This is a genomic window from Vibrio sp. TH_r3, from assembly GCF_033101115.1.
GTDB lineage: Bacteria > Pseudomonadota > Gammaproteobacteria > Enterobacterales > Vibrionaceae > Vibrio.
The window spans coordinates 103,944-124,814 of the sequence record NZ_JAWMPW010000002.1 but is presented as its reverse complement, the minus strand read 5'-3'; the positions used below and the strand labels follow the sequence as shown (position 1 = coordinate 124,814).

Below are 20,871 nucleotides of genomic sequence, written 5' to 3'. Positions count from 1 at the left end.
GGGCGGTTATCTGCCCATTAAACTCACTAAATGTAGAGGGTGTTAGAGAGTTAATACCCTCTTTAGGGCTAATAATTATATTCGAACCATTCGTCAACACGGAAACACTTTCAACAATAACGGGTACATGATTTACCAGTAACAAGCTTGTTGACTTGGATCGAGTAAACAAAAATTTTGGAGTATATTTTGACGTCGCCTAACTCCCCTCCTGTTGCTAAACGTAGGTTTAGCGATCGATTGCAAAATTGGCTGCCTAAGATCGTACTGGCACCAAGTATGTTGGTTGTCATTGTGTGTATCTACGGCTATATATTTTGGACTGCGTTTTTGTCGATGACAAACTCGCGTTTTTTGCCAACCTATAAATTTGTCGGTTTTGCTCAATACGAAAAGCTGATGGACAACGACCGTTGGACCACTTCAATTATCAATCTAGGCATATTCGGCGTGATGTTCATCCTAATCGCGATTTTTCTCGGTGTTGCTTTAGCCATTTTTCTTGACCAAAACATTCGTCAAGAAGGCGCAATTAGGACCATTTATTTATATCCCATGGCGCTCTCTTTTATCGTAACGGGTACCGCTTGGAAGTGGATCCTCAATCCCGGTTTAGGGATAGAAAAAATGATGCATGACTGGGGATACACAAACTTTACCTTCGACTGGATAGTCGATTCTGAAATGGTGGTTTATACCCTTGTTATTGCTGCGGTGTGGCAATCTTCCGGTTTTGTTATGGCGATGTTCCTTGCAGGGTTAAGAGGCATTGACAATTCTATAATCAAAGCGGCTCAAATCGATGGAGCAAGTCTTCCTACTATTTACTTTCGCATCATAATGCCATGCTTAAGACCGGTATTCTTTAGTGCCGTGATCATCACCTCACATATTGCCATCAAAAGCTTTGACTTAGTCACAGCATTAACGGCTGGAGGTCCAGGTTACTCGTCTGATTTACCGGCTTTATTCATGTACGCCCATTCGTTTACTCGAGGGCAGATTGGCTTGGGTGCAGCTAGCGCAATGATGATGTTAGGCGGGATCTTAGCGATATTGGTTCCTTATCTCTATTCTGAATTAAGGGAGAAGAAATCATGAGTAATAAGTTTACCTTAGGCCGAGTTTTTATTTATTCGGTCCTGATTTTCTTTTGCATTCTCTATTTAATGCCTCTTTTTGTGATGTTAACTACATCACTTAAAACATTGCCTGATATTAAAGCGGGCAACTTACTGTCGCTACCTAACGAATGGGTATTCGACGCATGGATAAAGGCGTGGAGTACAGCTTGTACCGGCGTGAAATGTGAAGGCGTTCAAGGTTATTTTTGGAATTCATTCCAAATGGTTATCCCTGCTGTTGCCATTTCAACATTATTAGGCGCATTCAACGGTTATATAATCAGTAAATGGCAATTTAGAGGATCGAACTTGTTCTTCAGCGCCATGTTATTTGGTTGCTTTATTCCTTTTCAAGTCGTACTGCTTCCTATGGCGACAACTCTTGGCAAACTTGGTTTAGCCAACACCACTACTGGCCTTGTTATTGTGCACGTTATTTATGGTTTAGCGTTTACCACTCTGTTTTTTAGAAACTTTTATGTTGGCATCCCTGACGAATTAGTCAAAGCAGCAAAACTAGATGGCGCCGGCTTTTTTACAATCTTCTTTAAAATCATGCTACCGCTATCGACACCTATCATCATGGTTACCGTCATTTGGCAGTTTACTTCTATTTGGAATGACTTCTTGTTTGGCGTTGTGTATTCGGGATCAGAAACTCAACCGATCACCGTTGCTTTAAATAATTTAGTCAATACCAGTACTGGCATCAAAGAATATAACGTCGATATGGCAGGCGCTATTATCGCTGCGCTACCAACCTTAGTCGTGTATGTATTAGCTGGTAAATATTTTGTTCGTGGTTTAACCGCTGGATCAGTAAAAGGATAATAATAATGGCGACTCTCGATTTAAAACAGATCCGCAAAACTTACGGCAATGCGGACGTAGAAACCCTAAAAGGTATAGATATCAGTATTGATTCTGGTGAATTTCTTATTTTGGTTGGCCCTTCCGGTTGTGGAAAATCCACACTAATGAACACCATCGCAGGCTTAGAAGAGATAAACTCAGGACAAATTCTAATTGATGGCATCGATGTTTCAAACGTCGAACCCAAAGATCGCGATATTGCCATGGTCTTCCAATCTTATGCTCTCTATCCAAATATGACGGTGAGAGGTAACATTGCATTTGGCTTAAAAATCAAAAAAATGCCTCAAGATGAAATCGATGCAGAAGTCAAACGCGTGGCTGAAATGCTGCAAATGGACCAACTACTCGATCGTAAGCCATCGCAACTTTCTGGAGGCCAGAGGCAACGAGTAGCTATGGGACGCGCACTGGCTCGCCGACCTAAACTTTACTTATTTGACGAACCATTATCAAATCTTGATGCAAAGTTAAGAGTAGAAATGCGCCATCAAATTAAGCGCTTACATCAGCAATTAAATACCACTATTGTTTACGTTACCCACGATCAAATAGAAGCCATGACACTGGCTGATCGTATTGCTGTAATGAAAGATGGCGTATTACAGCAACTTGGTACACCAAAAGAGATATACAATAAACCAAGCAATATGTTTGTAGCCGGTTTTATGGGGTCACCATCAATGAACTTTATTCACACCATGGTTGATCTGGATGAACAACAAAACCCGATAATTAAAGTGGTTGGCAGTGCCAATAGTGAACATCATATTAAACTGCCTAGCTCTATGCGCAGCCAAGACGGGCATAAGGTCGTTATTGGTTTACGCCCTGAACATATTACCGATACAGACAGTGAGGATACAAGTGCCTCTACTCGCCTTAATCTACAAATTGAAGTGTTAGAACCGACCGGTCCCGATACCATAGCAATGGTAAAAGTGAATGGTCAAGAAGTCGCATGCCGACTTTCACCCGAGTTCGACGGTCAAGTTGGAGAACTGGCATCGCTTAACTTTGACTTATCCAAAGCAGTATATTTCGATGGTCAAACAGAACAAAGGATAGACTTTTAAGATAATTACCGCCTAACAGTCCAGAATACCAACTATTCTGCATGGGTAAATTCGTGTTGTTAACGCGTATTCTGGACTTTGGGTTGTTTTCCCTATACTGCATATCTGCGCCATATTTACATTTTTATCAATACTGGGCCACTAATAGGATTCTTTAACCTCATATAGCTTTACTCTATTCAACCAGCTTAATAAAATTGACTTTAATGATGAGGAAAAATTGGGTGTACACAGCCAGATAACATCAACAAACAGCCTAAGGCTAGCAACAGGATCACAACTCGACTATTTTTCATACCATGCTCCAAGTTAGAACGTTAAGCATTACTTCTTATGTTTAAAAAGAATCGACTATAATTGTGGAGAGAATATGAATAAAACCAGAAACTTTACATATTGTTAGTAAAACCGAATCGGCAAATAAAAGTCTAATTCAAACTGTTCATCTATCGTTAAAAAATGGTTTTTAATATAATGCACATAGGCCGGGGTCGACGCTAACTTAAAACCAGACTCAGGTAACCATTGCTCTAGAATATGACTAATTTGTGGCAACAATTCACCATAAACACCATGTAATCTAAACACGGCATGTAGCCCGCTAGGAATCGTAAGTTGATTGACCACTCCTCGGTATGTGAGCCGTTTATCTATTTCTATACATGCTACATAACGACATTTTTCTAACGGAACTAACGCTGGGTTTGAATGATGTAAGCCATATTGAGCCGAGAAATTTCGACCTTCTGACTCCGCCCAAGCTTGTAACACCAACCACGCTCTTTTAATCGAACGGTTATAACCTTGATGGCGAACATAGGCCACATCTCTTTCTTCAACCTCAACAATGGTCGGTTTAGGAATGCCAACTTGAGAAACTCTCACATAACCTGCGGCTATCTCATCATCGGCTAAATACGATTTATCAGCGGTGTGATAATCGTGCTTTCTCCATTCCCCAGGTGACAAAATAAATGTCGCTTTAAAAGCACGGGTAAATGATGATACCGAACTGAATCCGCAATTATTCGCAACCTGTAATACTGAAGACTTAGAATCGAACATCAAAAGATTAGCCGCATATTCCATTCGTGTTCGGCGAATATATTGATGAATAGATTCACCTACTACTTGCTTAAATAAGCGATGAAAGTGCTGTTCAGAATACGCCGCAACGTCCGCTAACTGTTTGGCAGGTAGTTCTCTTGTAATATCTTGATGGATATAAAACAAGACATCGTTTATTCGTGACAAGTGTTGTTTATTCATAACTCCAACGTATTTTCAAAGAAAATTTATCAATAGAAAGCCCACCACAAAAATTTACGCGAACATAAACATACATCCGAAAAACTATTGTTCCAAAAGTGAATTAAAAGCATAAATGGACATGTTGATAAGCATAAACGGACATGCAACAAAGCACAACTCCCTGTAACATTTATCAACTCACTTTATTTGCTAGTTCCCTCCCTAGCTTCACCAAAACAATAACGGACAAAAATATGGAAATCGCTCAATCACTGCAACAAATTAAATCCTCATATATTCGTGAAATACTCAGTGCCGCCAGTGATAAAAACGTGATTTCTTTAGCCGGTGGATTACCTGACGAAAGCACATTTCCAATTGATTTAATGAAGCCAACACTTGAAGCATTATCCGATATGCCTGAAGTGTTTCAATATGGCAACACAGCCGGTTATCAACCACTGCTTGACCACTTAACCGAACGATTTCAATTGCCTGATAGTCACAGTGTCATGATGTGTACTGGCTCGCAGCAAGGCTTAGATTTAATTGCCCGAGCGTATATCGATCCCAATGACGTGGTAGTCATGGAAGCACCAAGTTACCTTGGTGCCATGCAAGTATTTGGCTTAGTCCAAGCAAATATTGTTACCGTCGCACAAACAGAATTCGGCCCAGACTTAAAACAACTAGAGCAGTGCTTTGCCAAGCAATCACCTAAAATGTTTTATGCAGTACCTGATTTTCATAACCCAACCGGAGTATGTTGGTCGTTACAAACACGCCAACGTGTTGCAGAACTATGCATTCAATATAATGTTGCCCTAATTGAAGATGCGCCTTATCGGGAGCTACGATTTAGTGGCGATGCCATCGCCATGGTCTCTGACTTTTGCCCTGATCACTCTATTGTACTTCGTTCATTTTCTAAAATTGCTTCACCAGGATTAAGACTTGGTTCTGTTACCGGTAAAAGCCGTTATTTAGAACCTCTAATCAAGGTCAAACAAGGCGCAGATCTACATTCAAGTGTTCCAATGCAAGCGCTATTACTGGGGTTACTCAATGACCACCGTTTTGATCAACACATCGACAATATTCGCGCGTTATACAAAACTCGATATCAGAAGTTATATTCTGAATTAAACGCAAAATTACCGGCTGACTGTCAATTGCAATCCGTTGATGGTGGGATGTTTATTTGGTTATCGTTACCGCAGTGCGATACTTTTGAATTGGCGACAGCTTTATTGTCCAAAGGTGTTGCGGTAGTACCAAGCCCTGTATTTTATCCTAATCCAGACCAATCAAAAGCAGCATTAAGGTTAAACTTTACTAACTCAACGCTGCCAGAATTAGAACAAGCCGTTGATTGCTTAACTTCGGTTCTTCTCACATTTTTGACAGAATAACGTTTTTGCTAGTTAAAGGGTTTTACTTAGTAAACCTTATGCAAAGTTTAAAGGTAAAAGTGTTAAGCAGTCAGACTTGGCTGCCTTAACACTGTCAAAATAACAAATCTTTACTCTTGTCTTAAAGACAGTAAACTTGTGACCTTACCAAGTAGGCCAGAGTAAAGTAAACATGATGAGTAACCTAAATAGAGAATGGGCTCAAATTGCCTTAGATTTAACCTCAGGTATTTCTGACCAGGATAGATTTGCCAGACTATTATCTAGTATTAGAGAAGTGGTTAAATGTGACGCATCTGCACTACTTTACTTTCAAGATCAACAATTTGTACCTCTGGCTATCAATGGTCTTTATGATGATGTTCTTGGGCGACGATTTGATATTCAACAACACCCAAGATTAGAAGCCATTGCGCGAGCCGGTGATATAGTGCGCTTTCCTTCCGATAGTGACTTACCCGATCCGTACGACGGATTAATACCCGAACATAAGCACGATTTCCGAGTCCACTCATGCATAGGATTGCCACTATTTGTTAACGACAGATTGATTGGTGCAATCACTATCGATGCGTTTGATCCAAAGCAATTTGATTCATTCCAAAATCAAGATCTTAGAGTGATCAGTGCCTTAGCTGCGAGTAGCTTAAATACCGCCCTGTTAATGGAACAACTTGAAAGCCAAGTCGAATTTGATCCACCTGTCACTTCAACCAATAACAAAAGTATTGTTCCAAGCGAAATCATTGGCGATTCAGACGTTATGCTGCAACTTAAATCCCATATTTCAGCGGTTGCCGATACCGATCTTTCGGTATTGATCATGGGAGAAACGGGAGTCGGTAAAGAGCTAGTCGCTGCGGCTATTCACGCAGGGTCAAGCCGAGCAAACAAGAATTTAGTCTATTTAAACTGTGCTGCATTACCAGAATCTGTAGCAGAAAGTGAACTGTTTGGTCATGTAAAAGGCGCATTCACAGGGGCGATAAGCAACCGAAAAGGGAAATTTGAACTTGCTGATAACGGCACACTATTTCTCGATGAAATCGGCGAACTCTCTCTGGCATTACAAGCAAAACTTCTTAGAGTACTTCAATATGGCGATATTCAACGCGTTGGGGATGACAACAACATTAAGGTCAATGTGCGTATCGTTGCTGCAACCAACCGTATTATGCATGAAGAGGTAAAAGCCGGACGTTTTCGTTCAGATTTATACCATCGTTTAAGCGTATTCCCTATTTTCGTGCCTCCCTTGCGGGAACGAAACAGGGATGTAATTTTACTGTCCGGTTTTTTTGCTGAACGTTGCCAACATAAACTTGGCGTGACAAATATAAAGATCGACCCATTAACCAGTGTATTACTGCAAAATCACAGCTGGCAAGGCAACGTAAGAGAGCTAGAACACGCGATTAATCGAGCGGCGGTATTAGCTAGATCCGAAACAAAATCGGACATTATTGTCCTACTACCAAATCACTTTAATCTCGAAAAACACACCTCATCAAGTGCGTCGATCTCTACTGAAAATTCAGAGCTGAGCCCAGTAATTAGTTCGCTTTCTTGCGATAATTCATCCCTTTCTATCAATCTGCCATTGCAAGCAACCGATTTAAAAAGTGCGACCAATGAGTTTCAAATAAACCTGATAAATCATGCTTATAGCCAAGCCGGTAACAACTGGGCAGCCGCCGCACGATTGTTAAAAGTCGATTCAGGCAATCTGCATCGACTGATGAAACGCCTTGGAATGAAATAGGTTCATTTTCTGCATAAGTGGCACTTTATTAGTTGACATGATCAACTAATAACCCTAATATCGTTGACTCAGTCAACTAATAACAGCATTCACGCACTAACTAACGATAATAATTATTCGAGAGATTTCTGTGTCAACATCAACTTACCGCCAAATCCATCATGCATTACGCGAAATTCACATGAAAACGCGTTGTAAAATGGTCGCTGAAGTAACCCGTCAAAAAGTCGAATTCTCGCCTATTGAGCATAAAGCAATGAGTAGTATTTTACGTTTAGGTGCAGTTTCACAACAAGTTCTTGCACAATCGATGAACAGGGATAAAGCGCAGATTGCTCGAATTATTGCCAGACTATTGAAGCAAGATCTGATTACTAAACAAGAAAACCCTGAGGATAAACGTTCGGTGCTTTTAGCGTTGACGGAGAAAGGCCTCACTCTGCTTAAGCGACTGGATGAAGTTGAAGCGGCCTTTATCCACGATATGTTAATCGATTTTAATCAACAGGAATCTGAAATGCTCCGCTCGTTATTACAAAGAGTCAACAATAACCTCAAATGAAGCGTTTTGGCTTTCTATGAGGTGAATCATTTACACAATTATTCTGAAGATATAACACACCTTATTGGCGATACATCAACCAATATAAATTAACAACATTCTGAAAAGCAGTGTCATTCTAAAAATGTCTCATTCGGAATAATCCAACTTTATTTTGGAGTAACAACTTGAAAAAAGAACAACCCATTTTGGGCAAAAATGGAACCCTGATTTTTTTAGTATTGATCAGCGCTTTTCCACCACTGACAACTGATCTCTATTTACCCGCGCTGCCGCAAATGGTCGAACTGCTGAATACCAACCAAACCATGGTAAATCTAACCTTGAGTGTTTATTTTGGAACCTACGCATTTGGCTTATTATTTTGGGGACCATTAAGCGAGAAATATGGCAGAAAACCGATAATGCTAATTGGAATCGCAATTTATGTTATCTCAAGTGTTTTATGCTCATTAACCAGTAGTATTGAGTGGTTAATTGCCGCTAGAGTGGTACAAGCTTTTGGAGGCAGTGCAGTTACCGTTGTCGCCACCGCCATTGTAAAAGATTTATATGATGGCAGAGAAAGAGAAAGAATCATGGCAACTATAATGTCACTGGTGATAATCGCCCCGATGGTCGCGCCAGTAATTGGTGCCTTTTTACTTAAAATCGCGTCTTGGCATATGATGTTTATTGCTCTGGCTGTTTTTGGTGCGTTGTCGTCGATATTCGCTTTTTGTTACCAAGAGACATTAGAAGATAGATATACCGGCTCAATGTTACGCTCTTGGGGACGTTTGGCTGTGGTATTGAAAAACCCACGTTTTTTATCTCTATTAGCTATTTTTTCTATTGCACCAATGGCAATGATGGCATTTTTGGCGGCAGGGTCGTACATTTATATTGATGGTTTTGGATTAACCGAGCAACAATTCAGTTATGCTTTTGCTTTTAATGCCCTGTTTGCTTCATTTGGCCCTAGAATCTATATAAAAATATCACAGACGATCGCCATTCCAAGCATAATATCGGCTTGCTTTGCTTTACTCACGGTATGTGGAATATTGACCTACACGATAGGTGATTTGTCGCCTTGGGTATTCGCGTTTATCGCTGCACCCGCAACATTGACGGTAATAACCAATCGAGTGCCTGGTACCAATTTGATGTTAAACCAACAAGATAAAGATACGGGTTCAGCCGTCGCTATTATTCAGTTTTCTGGAATGATGTGCGGCTCAATTGGCATGCTGTTAGTTTCCTTACGTCCTGAATCTTTAATTGAGAATCTTGGTACTATTCAGTTTGTTATTGGTGCTATCGGTAGTCTGCTGTGGTTTTTAGTGAAGAAACGTCCACATGTGGTTAATAACCTGCCAGATATGAGACATTAAGTACGAATATTGTTTTACTCAAATAATACCGTCGTTCACCAAGTTAAGGTCTAGAATTAACTATTATTTACACGACTAAAAATATCATGGTCTATTTATTAACTTTGGTGATGCAATGAAGAAACGACTCAATGCAATAAAGATAGTAATACTGATTATTTTTTCCGTTAATAGCGTTCAAGCTTATGAAACAGTAAAGATTGCGGAAGGGATGGATATCCCTTGGGGCTTAGCCTACATTGATCAAGATTCGATGTTGGTTACGGAAAAAAGTGGCACAATTAAACACGTCAATCTACTTACCGGCAAACAAACCGTTGTCGCGAATGTGCCTGATGTATGGGATAAAGGTCAAGGTGGACTGCTTGATATTGCTCGTTCACCTTTTAAACAAAACCAGATTTACGTTACTTATAGCAAAAATGTTGAAGAACAAGGAGCCACTGCACTAGCTACCGCACGTTACTCTGATGGTACTATCTCCGATTGGAAAACTATATTCGTGTCGATTTCCACTACCGAGACAAATCGCCATTTCGGCAGTAGAATTGCCTTTGATGATAGCCACGTTTATTTTTCCATTGGTGATCGTGGAGAACGAAATAACGGACAAGACCTCACCTCTCACGCTGGCAGTATTGTACGCTTAAATCCAGATGGTAGCACGCCTTCAGACAATCCCTTTATCGGAAAGCAAGATGCCTTAGCGCAAATATGGAGCTATGGTCACCGTAACCCACAAGGTCTATATTTTGATTCTAAGACTCTAAACCTCTGGTCAATTGAACATGGTCCTAGAGGGGGTGATGAAATTAACTTAATTAATAGAGCAAACAATTACGGCTGGCCAATAACCTCTCATGGTAAAGAGTATTGGGGACCAATTAGCGTGGGTGAATCAACCGAAAAACAAGGTATAACCTCACCAACTAAGGTGTACATACCGTCAATCGCACCAAGCAGCCTACTTCTCTATCGTGGCACACAGTTTCCTAAACTCAATGGCAAATTATTGTCTAGTGCGTTAAAGGCAATGCATATTAATGTTGTAACCTTGGACGGTCAGAACAATGCAGTAAAAGAAGAGCGGATTCTAGTCAATCTTGGGGAACGCATTCGAGATATTGAAACGTCTCCTAGTGGGGAACTATTTTTTAGTACCGACAACGGTAACCTATACAAACTTGCACTATAGTAGGTCTCCTTGTTGTTATGCCTAAAGATGATATAACCGACTAAACTGTAATGAAAATCTTGACCATTATTGTTTTTAACCGTGTAATAATAGTCATTATTAAATGTTTCATTAGGATAAGCATTAAATGCTAGATAACTTTAAAAAGAATTTACGAGGCCACTTAACAGGAATTACAGTTGGATTTTGGATGACAACCATATTAGTAGCAATAAACAACCCGTTAGATTTTTACGGTACTTGGATTTGTGTGGCGATTGCCGCTACGTTAACGACAGGTTTGATTATTACTCACAAAAAAACAACCAAATGTAATCAATCATCATAAATAAACATGGATAGTTCTAATTCTCAGCCGTATGGCTGAGGTTGTTAGACCCAAAATTAACCTAACCGACTTATTTTAACTCAAAACTGTCAACTGTAGATTTCAATTTAATTTTATTAGTTTTCCAAGACTCTTGCTCGTCAATAGCAGTAACAAGGTAAATTGAGCTATTTGCTTTAATAGCTTTAGCGTACCAATGTAGTCTCCTACCTTGAGATTCACCAGTGTACTCCCATATAACTTGTTGCTTATTAAATTCAGAAGAAAGAACTTTAAAGTCAAGTTGTTTAAATTGAGATTCTGATAACTCAACATATTCATCCATCGGACCATCAAAGGTTTGGATCTGAACATTTACATTCGCATGAAAATTATTATTTATTGGTAGAAACATCATCAATGGATGGTTTGCTTGTCCAGTAGGCTTAGCATCTAACATATCTATCGAAAAACCATATTGAGGGAATGTTACGCTACCTGCAAATGCTGTTGATACAGACAAAAATAAAAATACGATACTCTTTATACAATTCATCTTAGTTCCTTGGATTTAATGGCTTGCTATTCAACAGCGGTGATAACTAAGCGCTGTGTCGTTGTTTGGCTATGGTTAGCAAAAGGGAAACAAGTTATTAAGATAAGCTGCTGAGTCGTATTGTTGGACGAATCAACCACTAGTTGATGTTGTTCAATATCGAATACATCAATATTAATAACAGTAAATTGTTTGGCGATAAATTGCTCTGCCTCAAATAAGGTTAGTTCAAGTTCATCGCCGACCTTTAATTCACCAAGTCGCCTAAAATGTGTGTCGTTGTGTGCGGATATAACATGTAGGTTGTTATCGCTCATTCCATTTAATCCGGGAGCAAACGCCAATGCTTGTCCAGAATCAGTATTGGCGACAACAAATGATTGGTTCAGTGGCGTCATTTGTAACTCCGCGACTGGGTACATATCCGCCCAAGACCAGGGTTTAATACCCAGTAAATTTTTCTTTTTCTGTTTTTGCCAAGCTTGCTCCAAAAGAAATTGAGCGACTACTGCTTTTCCTTGCATATAAAGCCCTTGACCAACAAGAGAAAAAGTCGCTAGTACAGAAATCGCTAGACTAATAACAATCCCTTTTTGCCACAGGCGACTTGCTAACTTTGCAACCATGTTATTTCAGCTACAAGTTATTTATAACGCAGCTTCAATCGGCCAAGGTAATAAACACCCGCTATAAATAACGAAACTAACAACATATATAACGCCAGTGTCATCGTGTACTGAATACCCAACGACGTATTGGCCATTGGCACCACTGTTAATTGTGACCCTTTTGGCATCAAGTTGTTAATTTGTAGACTGTTTAACTTATCTTCTATCGGACGAGATACTTTTTGTTCTATTGCAACGAAGCTTGTGTACGGCGACATTATCTGATGGTGAAGAGACAAGGTTACAATTTGTTGTTGTAGCGATTCACGCTGTTCTTCTCCAGTACGGCGATATTCTTGGGTTAAATCTCTTACTTTCTCTCTTGCCCAAATTTTATCAATACCATTTTGTTTACTCGACTGGGCTAAGTTTACCGATTGTTGCCAATTGTTGTTAGCCAGTCGCCCTGAAATAGACAACATTTTGGCTGTATCACTAATGCTATCTTTCGGCCAGCGTGCGGTAATAACCAAAGGCTGACCTTCATAAAGGTCGGGGATTTTTTTCGGATAGAACTCAACCTTATCAGCGGGCCAATTCAGCTTAAGGTTTTGCATTAAGGGACGACTAATATCATTAAATAACTCCGCCATCTGTAGCTGAACTTTATTTAAATCACTTATATACCGATAACTTCCCCTGCCTGCTTTCGCTGCTTCCGACATAAAATAACTGTTTGGTGCCGAACCAATTCCTACAGTATGTAAACGGGTATCCATTAAATTTGATTCAATGAAGTTAAATAGTTCAACTTCATTATCGACAGAACCGTCAGTAATAAAAATGACTTGTCTTAACCGATCATTTTCACTTCTAGTATTCAATGCCAAAGACAAAGCGGACGCCATATTCGTACCACCATCCGCATGCAACTGTTCAACCCAATGTGTTGCCGTATAAATATTGCTGCTATTAGCAGGAAGACTTTGAGAGAACATGACCGAAGCTTGATTATCAAACTCAATAATATTGAACGTATCATGTTCATCAAGAGTGGTTAATCCAAATTTAAGCGCCTCTTTAGCCTGACGTATGCTCGTTCCACCCATCGAACCAGAGGTATCAATGATATAAATCACTTCTTTTTTAATAGACTGAACTTGCTTACTGTTTGGTGGCATCAACATTAGTAAAGCAAATTGGTCGTGGTCATCTGTTTTACTAAATAATGCAGCCTGAGGTACATCGTGCATTTTAGGTTTCCAGCGCAATACAAAATCAGCATCTAACCTTACTTTTTCGTCATGCTTAGATGTTAGTTTAATTTGGTAACTATCCGTCTTCGCTTGGACTTTTGATTGCTGAATTTTGTGATTATCACTAGTGATACTGTGCAAGGACAATCCTACAGTCAATGCCACATTAATATTAACTCTTTGAAAGTCTTTATTTTCATCTAAGAGCGATGAACTAACGGCTACTACTTGTGGAAGATGTTCACTTTGACTTTGCTTAGTGGAAGCCCACCCAGAATCGCCTGAAAACGATAACTCCTCACCTACTAAGTCAATCTGATTCTGCTCAATGTTATGAGGAGTGAATCTTGGGGTAATGGTCAGCGGTAAACGTAATGAAAATTCGTCATTATTAAAAGTTACGGGCTGTAAAATATGAATAGTGACTTTAATAGTCTCGCCAGGCGCAATATTAGCAACTTCACTGACAAACATGTTCGGACGTTTTTGGCTCAATAGGCTGGCTTTTTTTCCTTGTTGTTTAGCTTGTTGATAAAGTTGATCCGCTTGTTTTCTTTCACGGATTTCACCGACTATCGTTCTTTCACCGATAACCATCTCCATTGCATCAACCACTGAATCTTCCGACAACGGAAATAGATAAATGGCTTCCATCCACTGATCAGAGCTATTTTCAAATGATTGAGTCAACACTGTTCTAGCCAACATACCAGTAACGTCAACTTGAAAATCGCTTTGTTGTGTCAATTGATATTGATAGCCGTTTTCCGATTTTAAGAATAACGTGCCTGACTTTATGTCGCTATAAGGTAATTCGCTAAATTTGACTATTCTGTTACTAGGCATGGCGTTGACTTCCGGTATAGGAACAAAAATCAGAAACATTAAAGCTATTATTGATAGGTTTTTTTTCATCATACTCTCGCTATCCAATTAATTTTCATAGCAAAAATAATTCGAGACAAGCACGATTCGCTTTGTTAACGAATATCATCACTAAATGACGATATTTTAATGGATGCCTATAACCTCTCACATAGCATATCTACACCAATAGAACACTCATATGCCAATTCTTACTTATCTCATTAATTAACTCGTATCGATTTAAAAAGTTCGTTCTTGTGTGAAAGAAAATGTGATCTAACACGGTCTTTTTAATTTAACTTATCATCAAGGAAATCAGTATGCTTCAAAAGGACCAAGTAACATTAGAAAAACAATTAGGCGTTTGTTTGCTCGCTTTGCGAGTCGGTATCGCGGTAGTATTTATGGCGTGGGCATTAGATAAAGTCATGGTACCAGAACACACTGCTAGAGTTTTTTCTGCATTCTATAACATCAGTTTACCAACCAATGCGGCGGTAGGATTGGGTATCGCGCAAGTGTTATTTATCGGCGCATTTACATTAGGGCTATGGAAAAAAGTCACCTATTTGGCTGTATTGGTGCTGCACACAGGCTCAACTCTGTCGGCTTTTGGTAACTATTTAGATCCGTTCAACAACCTATTGTTTTTTGCTGCTTGGCCAATGCTAGCAGCATGTTTTACGTTATACGTACTTCGTGACTACGATATCTGGGTATTAGGTAAAAACAAACTTAAAACTCAAACTAGTGTAGCTTAATAATAAGGGCTTATTTACATTTCAAATAAGCCCTTTCTTTATTGTTATTTGTTTATTAACTTTGCTTGTTCTTCCGCTAACACGACATTTTGTAGGGCTTTAATCTCTTGCCATTGTTTACCGGCTTCGATTCCCGACACTCGTTGCTCATATTTATTACAAGCACGTTGCAAAACAGAAGCAATATTTATCCCTTTTTCTTGCTCTAAAGCGACCAGCATATTTAGGTAATCCCATAAAACATCGCCTAATTCATCTTCTAAATAACACACTCTTCCTTGAGGCAATTCTTCGACCACTTCATCAATTTCATTTTTAATTTCATCGATATAAGTCTGCGCACCGTTTGACCAGCTACTGGTTTTATCAAACTCAGCTTTGCGCTGTGCAATTTTAAGTAATGTTTCAAACGCTTCCATTAGCTATCTCTCTTTGAAAAAAGGTATGTTACTTGGTGATAAAACAATAATTTTACCTTTATTTTTGGAAGCTAATACATCTTTTTTGCTACAAATAACCAATCAAACCTAATGGTTTAAGACTGATGGTTAAATTGTTGCTTTAAAACCGGTTTGGTAAATAATCCTCTTTCAACTCCTATCCTTGCATTAGCGAACGCTAAAATCGCAATAGAGCTACAACTTCCAACTATAATTGAGCTCACTATCATTTTCATTGCTATTGCGCTGTAAGGAATCGTAAAAGAAAGAACGATAAAAACAAAACATAGTAGAGTAATGCCTTCTAGAAAAAATAAAACGCTGTATTTTTCATTAGAATCATTTACTGCTATGGTCTGGATCTGATTATTTTTTTTCATGTTTATCCCCTTAGATTTGCGGTCGTATTTATACTGTCATTTTGTATGACAAATAATTTCTGTGAATATCTTACTACGCAAATCGAGGGAACTTGGTTCGCTACTGGTCAGCTGAATGTAAATTCCGTGTTGATTATGATGGGTTAATTGTCTCAGGACAATTATTTACTCTCTAGACAAAATACTAACGACAAACTTCAAGTTTAACGTCCGTATGATTGAGCACTTCTTGAATATGCTGCGGCGGCAAATCGTCGGTAAAAAAGACCGTTGCTTCACTTATATGACCCAATTCAATCGATCCTTTCGGTGTATATTTGGTTGAATCGATCGCAACAAACACATTTCTTGCCGACTGCATAACAGATTGCGCAATGGCCGTTTCATTAAGGTCATATTCTAAAAGTGTTCCGTCTTCATCGATAGAGCCCGCACTAGTAATGAGATAATCAAATCTAAAGTTCTTTACAAAATCGAGTGCTTTTGTACCGACAATGCCTCCATTGCTCGCACGAATTTTTCCACTAGGAATTAAAACATCAAAACTATTATTACTATGCAGTACATTGGCTACACGTAATGAATTGGTAATAATTTGCAGATTATTTTTTTTAACTAAGTGAGTCGCGATTATCTCAGTAGTTGTTCCAATAGTTAAAAATACGGTCGAGTTGTCTGGAATCATTGCTGCGATTTTAGCTGCAATGGCATTCTTCTCGTCAGTTTCAGATACTTTACGTATTTCATAGTCTAGGTTAACCGTACTAGAAGGAGAGCTGGCTCCTCCATGGTGGCGAACAATCAATCGAGCATCACTTAATCTTTTAATATCGCGTCTGATTGTTTGGGTGGAAACCTGTAAAAATTCAGCTAAATCGTCAACCGTACAGTAACCTTTATCAATAACCAATTGTAGAAGTTTGTCTTGTCTCGGATTAGTCATGGTAAACCTTGTCGTTAATTTTTAATTTCGGCGTTAACCGTATCTCTATTTGGGATACCTTCTCGCCCACCTAATTTTGTACATTTAACAGCAGCAACGGTATTGGAAAAAATAATTGATTCCCTCGCTGCCATCTGTTCACAGACGGCGACAGCAAACGCACCATGAAAAACATCACCTGCGCCAGTTGTATCGACAACATGCACTTTTTTACCTGCTTGGTGTTTTAGGTCACCTTCTTCTAACCAATAACAACCTTTTGAACCGACTGTAACATAAACCTTGGATTCTGTCCTTTTTTGAGCAATTTTCAACCCTTCAATTGGATCGCTGTTATTCGTGTATTTTTCTAGCCCTGGCTCAGAAAAGACTACATGATCAGCTAGTTGCACTAGTTCATCAATTGGATCAGGTGATAAATCGGCATCAAGCACAGAAGGAACATGATGTAATTTCGCTTGCTGTAGCGCATATTTTGCTCCTTCAGGCCATCGAACATCACATAAAAGCGTAGAATATGTGGAAAAATCAACACTTCTTAATGGCTCGATATCACGGTTCAATAGCTTATCTTGGTAATTAATGATCATACGTTCACCCGAATCATCAACCAACACGGCAGAAAATGCCGAAGAAGCGTTTTCAATTCGAATTACATTACCAATATTCACCCCATAACTGGCTAATTCTTTTAACATTGTGTCCGCAACAGAATCGCCACCGACACGACCAATAAAGTCCACTTCTTTACCTAGTTTTGCAACGGCTACTGCAGCGGTAGCCGCTGGCCCTCCTCCAACTTCAAAGTATTCATTAGCAACAAATTTTCCACCTTTTGTAGGCAGTTCGTTTACTCGTTGAATCCTGTCGAGCACAGTAATTCCAAGACACGCTATCGGCATTATTTCGTTCTCTTTTAAATTAAACGTTATATAACGTCACAACTATGGTTTGTATTGAGCAACATTATAAGATTTTGCCAACGCCTTATGGGATTACAATCACAAAACAACAACAAACGAACATAAAACAACAAAATGTGACATTCATTACGGTAGTTTTCGTAAAAAAGGTTATATTTAGCCAAAATCGTATTACACAGTTTGAGGAAACAAACATGTCAACTATCGGCTTTATCGGTCTAGGTCAAATGGGTAGCCCAATGGTGGCTAATCTAATTAAAGGTGGTCACAGTTTAAAGGTCTTCGATATAAACGAACAAGCGGTACAAGCAGCAGTAAGCGTTGGGGCGACAGCGGCAACTTCTCCCGCAGATGCGGCTCTTAATAGCGAATTTATCGTCACCATGTTGCCAAACGGGGCATTGGTTCGAAATGTTGTGTTCGGTGAAAATAGTATTACATCCACTATGAGCAAAGATGCGCTATTGATTGATATGTCGACCATTCATCCTTTTGAAACCGACAAGCTGATTAGTGATATGGAAGAGCTGGGTTTAGAAATGATGGAAGCGCCTGTAGGACGCACATCCGATCACGCGATTAAAGGTGAACTGCTGATTCTGGCAGGCGGAAGCAAACAACAAATTGCTAAAGCTCAACCTCTTTTTGATTGCATGGGTAATGAAACCGTAGATGCTGGTGGTGCAGGCAAAGGCATTCGAGTGAAAATTATTAATAACTATATGAGTATTGCTTTGAATGCTTTATCTGCGGAAGCCATTACTTTAGCAGAGGCGATTGGGCTTGATTTCGACACAGCAATGTCGGTGATGAGCGGTACACCTGCTGGAAAAGGCCACTTTACCACCACCTGGCCAGGCAAAGTGCTTTCTGGTGATTTGTCACCCGCTTTCATGGTCGATCTTGCTCATAAAGACATTGGTATTGCTCTCGATCTTGCTAACCAAGTAAATGTGCCTGTTCCATGCGGCGCGGCCTCACGTGAACTGTACAACATCACTCGAGCAGCTGGGCGCGGCCAACAAGATTGGTCGGCAATCTTAGAGCAATTACGCGTCACATCAGGACTTGAGCCGAAAATAAAATAGTACCTGAGAACCTAAGTAGTAGCTGACAACTTAAAGAACGAATTAGCCCATATAAGAACGATAGTTAAATCAACTATCTAGTTAATCATTGATATAAAAGGCAGTGCCATGCAATTTACTGAAACCCAATGGGGAAAAGTACCAGGCCAAGATACACCCGTTAAGCTTTTCACTCTTTCCAACAGCAATGGCATGAAAATATCAGTAACAAACTTTGGTTGTATTGTTACTTCTATCCAAGCTCCGGATAGAAATAACCAGATAGCAGATATCGTTCTGGGCTACAAAACGTTAGACAATTACCTACAAGGTCATCCATTCTTTGGCGCTATTGCTGGCCGATATGCCAACAGAATTCGAGATGGTCGATATTCTCTAGATGGAAAAGAATTCCAATTAGAGACCAACGAACCCTCCACCCAGCAACATTTGCACGGTGGAACTAAAGGGTTTGATAAATATGTTTGGGATTATGCTATTGAACAAAATGAGCAACAAATACTCATTCATTTCAGTCGCGTATCGCCTCATGGAGAGTCTGGTTACGGAGGCACACTTAATGTTGTGCATACCATTGGATTAGACCGAAACAATCAAGTTCACTACAACTTCCGAGCGGTGACAGATCAACCTACTGTTATAAACCTAGTTAATCATAGTTATTATAATCTAGCGGGTCACGATTCAGGTAGCGTCGATAAACATAAATTGAAAATATATGCCGATTTCTACACCCCTGTGGATGAAAAATCGATCCCGACAGGCGAGTTATTATCCGTGCAAAATACTGGACTAGATTTCACTTCCATGACCAGTATTGAGGAAAATATGTCCCTAATGCCAAATGGCTGTATTGATCACAACTACGTCTTACACCAAAGAAATAAGCACAACGGCTACTCTATCGCGGCTGATCTTTACGAAGCAGATAGCGGTCGGTTAATGACAGTACTGACCACTCAACCTGGCGTTCAGTTCTACAACGGTTGCAAATTATCTAATAAGCCTTGGATTGCCCGCAATGGATACCGATACCAAGCATTTTCTGGTTTATGTCTAGAAACACAGCACTTCCCAGATAGCCCGAACCATGCTCACTTTCCTAGCACGCGTCTAGATCCTGGAGACGTTTATGAACAGAAGACCATTCATCGTTTTAGTGTCAAATAGCCTAGCACTAATAAACTGATATTCAATCGGGAAAAAATGCGTCCCTAACGACAAACCGTGTTCAATGTTTAAACCTCTTTGGCCGATTTTTTAAGGAATCTAATGGACAGTACAATTATCATCATCTCATGCATCATTTTACTTGGTGGTTTTACCCAAGGGCTAACTGGCTTTGGGCTTGCTTTAGTATCGGTGCCTCTGCTGTCTATGACCATCGACGCTAAAATGGCCGTGCCCATTGCTGGAATTTTCGGTTGGATAGTGACATGGCCTATCGTTTGGAAAATGCGGCATCATGTTCAATACCGTGCAGGATTAATTTTAGTTGCAGGCTCTGTACCTGCCTCTTTTATCGGCGCAAAATTACTTGCTAGCCTGCCCTCTTCCTACATTTTAGTTAGCATGGGTGTAGTGTTGATCATCTCTAGTCTGCACTCAATGCGCTCATCCAAGCCCTTATTTAATAAAACCTCGGTTCCTGTAACGCTTGGCGCTGGATTTGCGTCTGGTGTATTAGGAGCAAGTGTTGGAGAAGCGGGACCACCTGTCATTGCTTACACTTCAATGCAACCATGGACCGCCGACCAAGCCAAATCTACCTTAGCATTCTTTTTCATGCTGCAAATGATCGGCGCTATCGTCAGTTTTCAATACGAGGGACTGATTACCGCAGAAGTAAAACACTATGTCTCTTGGGCTATGCCGGCATTTTTAGTTGGTATGACGGGTGGAATGGTGGGCTATCACCTACTACAAAAATACAAAATTAATTACCACCATATCGTCCATAGCTTACTTTTTGTTATTGGCTGTGTATTGGTACTCAAAAACATTCATTTGTAATGGCTACAAGCATGTTACGACATAAAAATAAAGTCATATATATTAACAACTTACCGATTAGTAACTTATCGATTAATAATCAACAAATTTAGTTGCTA

Annotated in this window: 21 protein-coding genes; 13 read left to right on the top strand and 8 right to left on the bottom strand. The window is 39.7% G+C overall.

What is annotated here, in order from left to right; all coding sequences use genetic code 11:
* The first annotated feature begins 177 nt into the window (after nt 1-177).
* Genes R3X26_RS03045 through R3X26_RS03035 form a run of 3 tightly spaced genes read left to right on the top strand, consistent with a single transcriptional unit; the run spans nt 178 to nt 3,073 of the window.
* The gene (locus R3X26_RS03045; RefSeq protein ID WP_411572382.1) at nt 178-1,101 is read left to right on the top strand and encodes a carbohydrate ABC transporter permease; all 924 of its coding nucleotides are present in this window, start codon (nt 178-180) and stop codon (nt 1,099-1,101) included.
* Complete coding sequence (locus R3X26_RS03040) at nt 1,098-1,955, top strand: carbohydrate ABC transporter permease (protein WP_317715655.1); 858 nt, start codon at nt 1,098-1,100, stop codon at nt 1,953-1,955. Before R3X26_RS03045 ends, R3X26_RS03040 begins: the two co-directional genes overlap by 4 nt.
* A 5-nt stretch (nt 1,956-1,960) precedes the next feature.
* Nucleotides 1,961-3,073: a sn-glycerol-3-phosphate ABC transporter ATP-binding protein UgpC gene (locus R3X26_RS03035; RefSeq protein WP_317715654.1), complete on the top strand. Its 1,113-nt coding sequence runs from the start codon at nt 1,961-1,963 to the stop codon at nt 3,071-3,073.
* 399 nt (nt 3,074-3,472) lie between these two features.
* On the opposite strand, the gene R3X26_RS03030 is transcribed toward R3X26_RS03035, so the two are convergent.
* Nucleotides 3,473-4,342: an AraC family transcriptional regulator gene (locus tag R3X26_RS03030; RefSeq protein ID WP_317715653.1), complete on the bottom strand. Its 870-nt coding sequence runs from the start codon at nt 4,340-4,342 to the stop codon at nt 3,473-3,475.
* 236 nt (nt 4,343-4,578) lie between these two features.
* Between R3X26_RS03030 and R3X26_RS03025 the strand changes: the two genes are divergently transcribed.
* The 6 genes from R3X26_RS03025 (at nt 4,579) to R3X26_RS03000 (ending at nt 10,959) form a co-directional block, all read left to right on the top strand.
* On the top strand, nt 4,579-5,736 hold the full coding sequence (locus R3X26_RS03025; RefSeq protein ID WP_317715652.1) for a PLP-dependent aminotransferase family protein: 1,158 nt from the start codon (nt 4,579-4,581) through the stop codon (nt 5,734-5,736).
* A 175-nt stretch (nt 5,737-5,911) separates the two neighbouring features.
* Nucleotides 5,912-7,498, top strand: coding sequence for a nitric oxide reductase transcriptional regulator NorR (gene norR, locus R3X26_RS03020; RefSeq protein WP_317715924.1), 1,587 nt, complete (start codon nt 5,912-5,914; stop codon nt 7,496-7,498).
* A gap of 130 nt (nt 7,499-7,628) precedes the next feature.
* On the top strand, nt 7,629-8,060 hold the full coding sequence (locus R3X26_RS03015; RefSeq protein ID WP_317715651.1) for a MarR family winged helix-turn-helix transcriptional regulator: 432 nt from the start codon (nt 7,629-7,631) through the stop codon (nt 8,058-8,060).
* Between the two features lie 167 nt (nt 8,061-8,227).
* Nucleotides 8,228-9,436 (top strand): multidrug effflux MFS transporter, encoded by a 1,209-nt coding sequence (locus R3X26_RS03010; RefSeq protein ID WP_317715650.1) that lies wholly within the window; start codon nt 8,228-8,230, stop codon nt 9,434-9,436.
* Between the two features lie 115 nt (nt 9,437-9,551).
* A complete protein-coding gene (locus tag R3X26_RS03005) occupies nt 9,552-10,631 on the top strand; it encodes a PQQ-dependent sugar dehydrogenase (RefSeq protein ID WP_317715649.1) in 1,080 nt (359 codons plus the stop codon).
* Between the two features lie 127 nt (nt 10,632-10,758).
* Nucleotides 10,759-10,959, top strand: a complete 201-nt coding sequence (locus R3X26_RS03000; protein ID WP_317715648.1) for a hypothetical protein — start codon at nt 10,759-10,761, stop codon at nt 10,957-10,959.
* A gap of 70 nt (nt 10,960-11,029) precedes the next feature.
* Here the strand turns inward: R3X26_RS03000 and R3X26_RS02995 are convergent, their stop codons facing one another.
* From R3X26_RS02995 to R3X26_RS02985, 3 genes are read right to left on the bottom strand one after another with little or no spacing between them, the layout of a single operon-like run.
* Nucleotides 11,030-11,494, bottom strand: a complete 465-nt coding sequence (locus tag R3X26_RS02995; protein ID WP_317715647.1) for a hypothetical protein — start codon at nt 11,492-11,494, stop codon at nt 11,030-11,032.
* Between the two features lie 26 nt (nt 11,495-11,520).
* Nucleotides 11,521-12,120, bottom strand: a complete 600-nt coding sequence (locus R3X26_RS02990) for a sortase domain-bontaining protein (RefSeq protein ID WP_317715646.1) — start codon at nt 12,118-12,120, stop codon at nt 11,521-11,523.
* A gap of 17 nt (nt 12,121-12,137) precedes the next feature.
* Nucleotides 12,138-14,276 carry a marine proteobacterial sortase target protein gene (locus R3X26_RS02985; RefSeq protein ID WP_317715645.1) on the bottom strand — a complete coding sequence of 713 codons (2,139 nt, stop codon included), beginning with the start codon at nt 14,274-14,276 and terminating at the stop codon, nt 12,138-12,140.
* A 269-nt stretch (nt 14,277-14,545) separates the two neighbouring features.
* On the opposite strand from R3X26_RS02985, the gene R3X26_RS02980 reads away from it, so the two are divergent.
* Complete coding sequence (locus tag R3X26_RS02980; RefSeq protein ID WP_317715644.1) at nt 14,546-14,986, top strand: hypothetical protein; 441 nt, start codon at nt 14,546-14,548, stop codon at nt 14,984-14,986.
* Nucleotides 14,987-15,030: 44 nt separating this feature from the next.
* On the opposite strand, the gene R3X26_RS02975 is transcribed toward R3X26_RS02980, so the two are convergent.
* The 4 genes from R3X26_RS02975 to R3X26_RS02960 all read right to left on the bottom strand — a co-directional run bounded on the left by R3X26_RS02975 (nt 15,031) and on the right by R3X26_RS02960 (nt 17,651).
* Nucleotides 15,031-15,405 (bottom strand): MazG nucleotide pyrophosphohydrolase domain-containing protein, encoded by a 375-nt coding sequence (locus tag R3X26_RS02975; protein ID WP_317715643.1) that lies wholly within the window; start codon nt 15,403-15,405, stop codon nt 15,031-15,033.
* 116 nt (nt 15,406-15,521) lie between these two features.
* The gene (locus tag R3X26_RS02970; RefSeq protein WP_317715642.1) at nt 15,522-15,806 is read right to left on the bottom strand and encodes a hypothetical protein; all 285 of its coding nucleotides are present in this window, start codon (nt 15,804-15,806) and stop codon (nt 15,522-15,524) included.
* 184 nt (nt 15,807-15,990) lie between these two features.
* Nucleotides 15,991-16,749 carry a DeoR/GlpR family DNA-binding transcription regulator gene (locus R3X26_RS02965; protein ID WP_317715641.1) on the bottom strand — a complete coding sequence of 253 codons (759 nt, stop codon included), beginning with the start codon at nt 16,747-16,749 and terminating at the stop codon, nt 15,991-15,993.
* Between the two features lie 14 nt (nt 16,750-16,763).
* Nucleotides 16,764-17,651, bottom strand: a complete 888-nt coding sequence (locus R3X26_RS02960) for a PfkB family carbohydrate kinase (RefSeq protein ID WP_317715640.1) — start codon at nt 17,649-17,651, stop codon at nt 16,764-16,766.
* 215 nt (nt 17,652-17,866) lie between these two features.
* On the opposite strand from R3X26_RS02960, the gene yihU reads away from it, so the two are divergent.
* The 3 genes from yihU (at nt 17,867) to R3X26_RS02945 (ending at nt 20,773) form a co-directional block, all read left to right on the top strand.
* The gene (gene yihU / locus R3X26_RS02955; protein ID WP_317715639.1) at nt 17,867-18,760 is read left to right on the top strand and encodes a sulfolactaldehyde 3-reductase; all 894 of its coding nucleotides are present in this window, start codon (nt 17,867-17,869) and stop codon (nt 18,758-18,760) included.
* 108 nt (nt 18,761-18,868) lie between these two features.
* The gene (locus R3X26_RS02950; protein ID WP_317715638.1) at nt 18,869-19,930 is read left to right on the top strand and encodes an aldose epimerase family protein; all 1,062 of its coding nucleotides are present in this window, start codon (nt 18,869-18,871) and stop codon (nt 19,928-19,930) included.
* A 102-nt stretch (nt 19,931-20,032) separates the two neighbouring features.
* Complete coding sequence (locus R3X26_RS02945) at nt 20,033-20,773, top strand: sulfite exporter TauE/SafE family protein (RefSeq protein ID WP_317715637.1); 741 nt, start codon at nt 20,033-20,035, stop codon at nt 20,771-20,773.
* Nucleotides 20,774-20,871 lie beyond the last annotated feature (98 nt).

Coding starts and splice junctions, on each gene's coding strand:
- R3X26_RS03040 (WP_317715655.1), top strand. CDS start 1,098: ATGAGTAATAAGTTTACCTTAGGCCGAGTTTTTATTTATTCGGTCCTG.
- R3X26_RS03035 (WP_317715654.1), top strand. CDS start 1,961: ATGGCGACTCTCGATTTAAAACAGATCCGCAAAACTTACGGCAATGCG.
- R3X26_RS03030 (WP_317715653.1), bottom strand. CDS start 4,342: ATGAATAAACAACACTTGTCACGAATAAACGATGTCTTGTTTTATATC.
- R3X26_RS03025 (WP_317715652.1), top strand. CDS start 4,579: ATGGAAATCGCTCAATCACTGCAACAAATTAAATCCTCATATATTCGT.
- norR (WP_317715924.1), top strand. CDS start 5,912: ATGAGTAACCTAAATAGAGAATGGGCTCAAATTGCCTTAGATTTAACC.
- R3X26_RS03005 (WP_317715649.1), top strand. CDS start 9,552: ATGAAGAAACGACTCAATGCAATAAAGATAGTAATACTGATTATTTTT.
- R3X26_RS03000 (WP_317715648.1), top strand. CDS start 10,759: ATGCTAGATAACTTTAAAAAGAATTTACGAGGCCACTTAACAGGAATT.
- R3X26_RS02995 (WP_317715647.1), bottom strand. CDS start 11,494: ATGAATTGTATAAAGAGTATCGTATTTTTATTTTTGTCTGTATCAACA.
- R3X26_RS02990 (WP_317715646.1), bottom strand. CDS start 12,120: ATGGTTGCAAAGTTAGCAAGTCGCCTGTGGCAAAAAGGGATTGTTATT.
- R3X26_RS02985 (WP_317715645.1), bottom strand. CDS start 14,276: ATGATGAAAAAAAACCTATCAATAATAGCTTTAATGTTTCTGATTTTT.
- R3X26_RS02980 (WP_317715644.1), top strand. CDS start 14,546: ATGCTTCAAAAGGACCAAGTAACATTAGAAAAACAATTAGGCGTTTGT.
- R3X26_RS02975 (WP_317715643.1), bottom strand. CDS start 15,405: ATGGAAGCGTTTGAAACATTACTTAAAATTGCACAGCGCAAAGCTGAG.
- R3X26_RS02970 (WP_317715642.1), bottom strand. CDS start 15,806: ATGAAAAAAAATAATCAGATCCAGACCATAGCAGTAAATGATTCTAAT.
- R3X26_RS02965 (WP_317715641.1), bottom strand. CDS start 16,749: ATGACTAATCCGAGACAAGACAAACTTCTACAATTGGTTATTGATAAA.
- R3X26_RS02960 (WP_317715640.1), bottom strand. CDS start 17,651: ATGCCGATAGCGTGTCTTGGAATTACTGTGCTCGACAGGATTCAACGA.
- yihU (WP_317715639.1), top strand. CDS start 17,867: ATGTCAACTATCGGCTTTATCGGTCTAGGTCAAATGGGTAGCCCAATG.
- R3X26_RS02950 (WP_317715638.1), top strand. CDS start 18,869: ATGCAATTTACTGAAACCCAATGGGGAAAAGTACCAGGCCAAGATACA.
- R3X26_RS02945 (WP_317715637.1), top strand. CDS start 20,033: ATGGACAGTACAATTATCATCATCTCATGCATCATTTTACTTGGTGGT.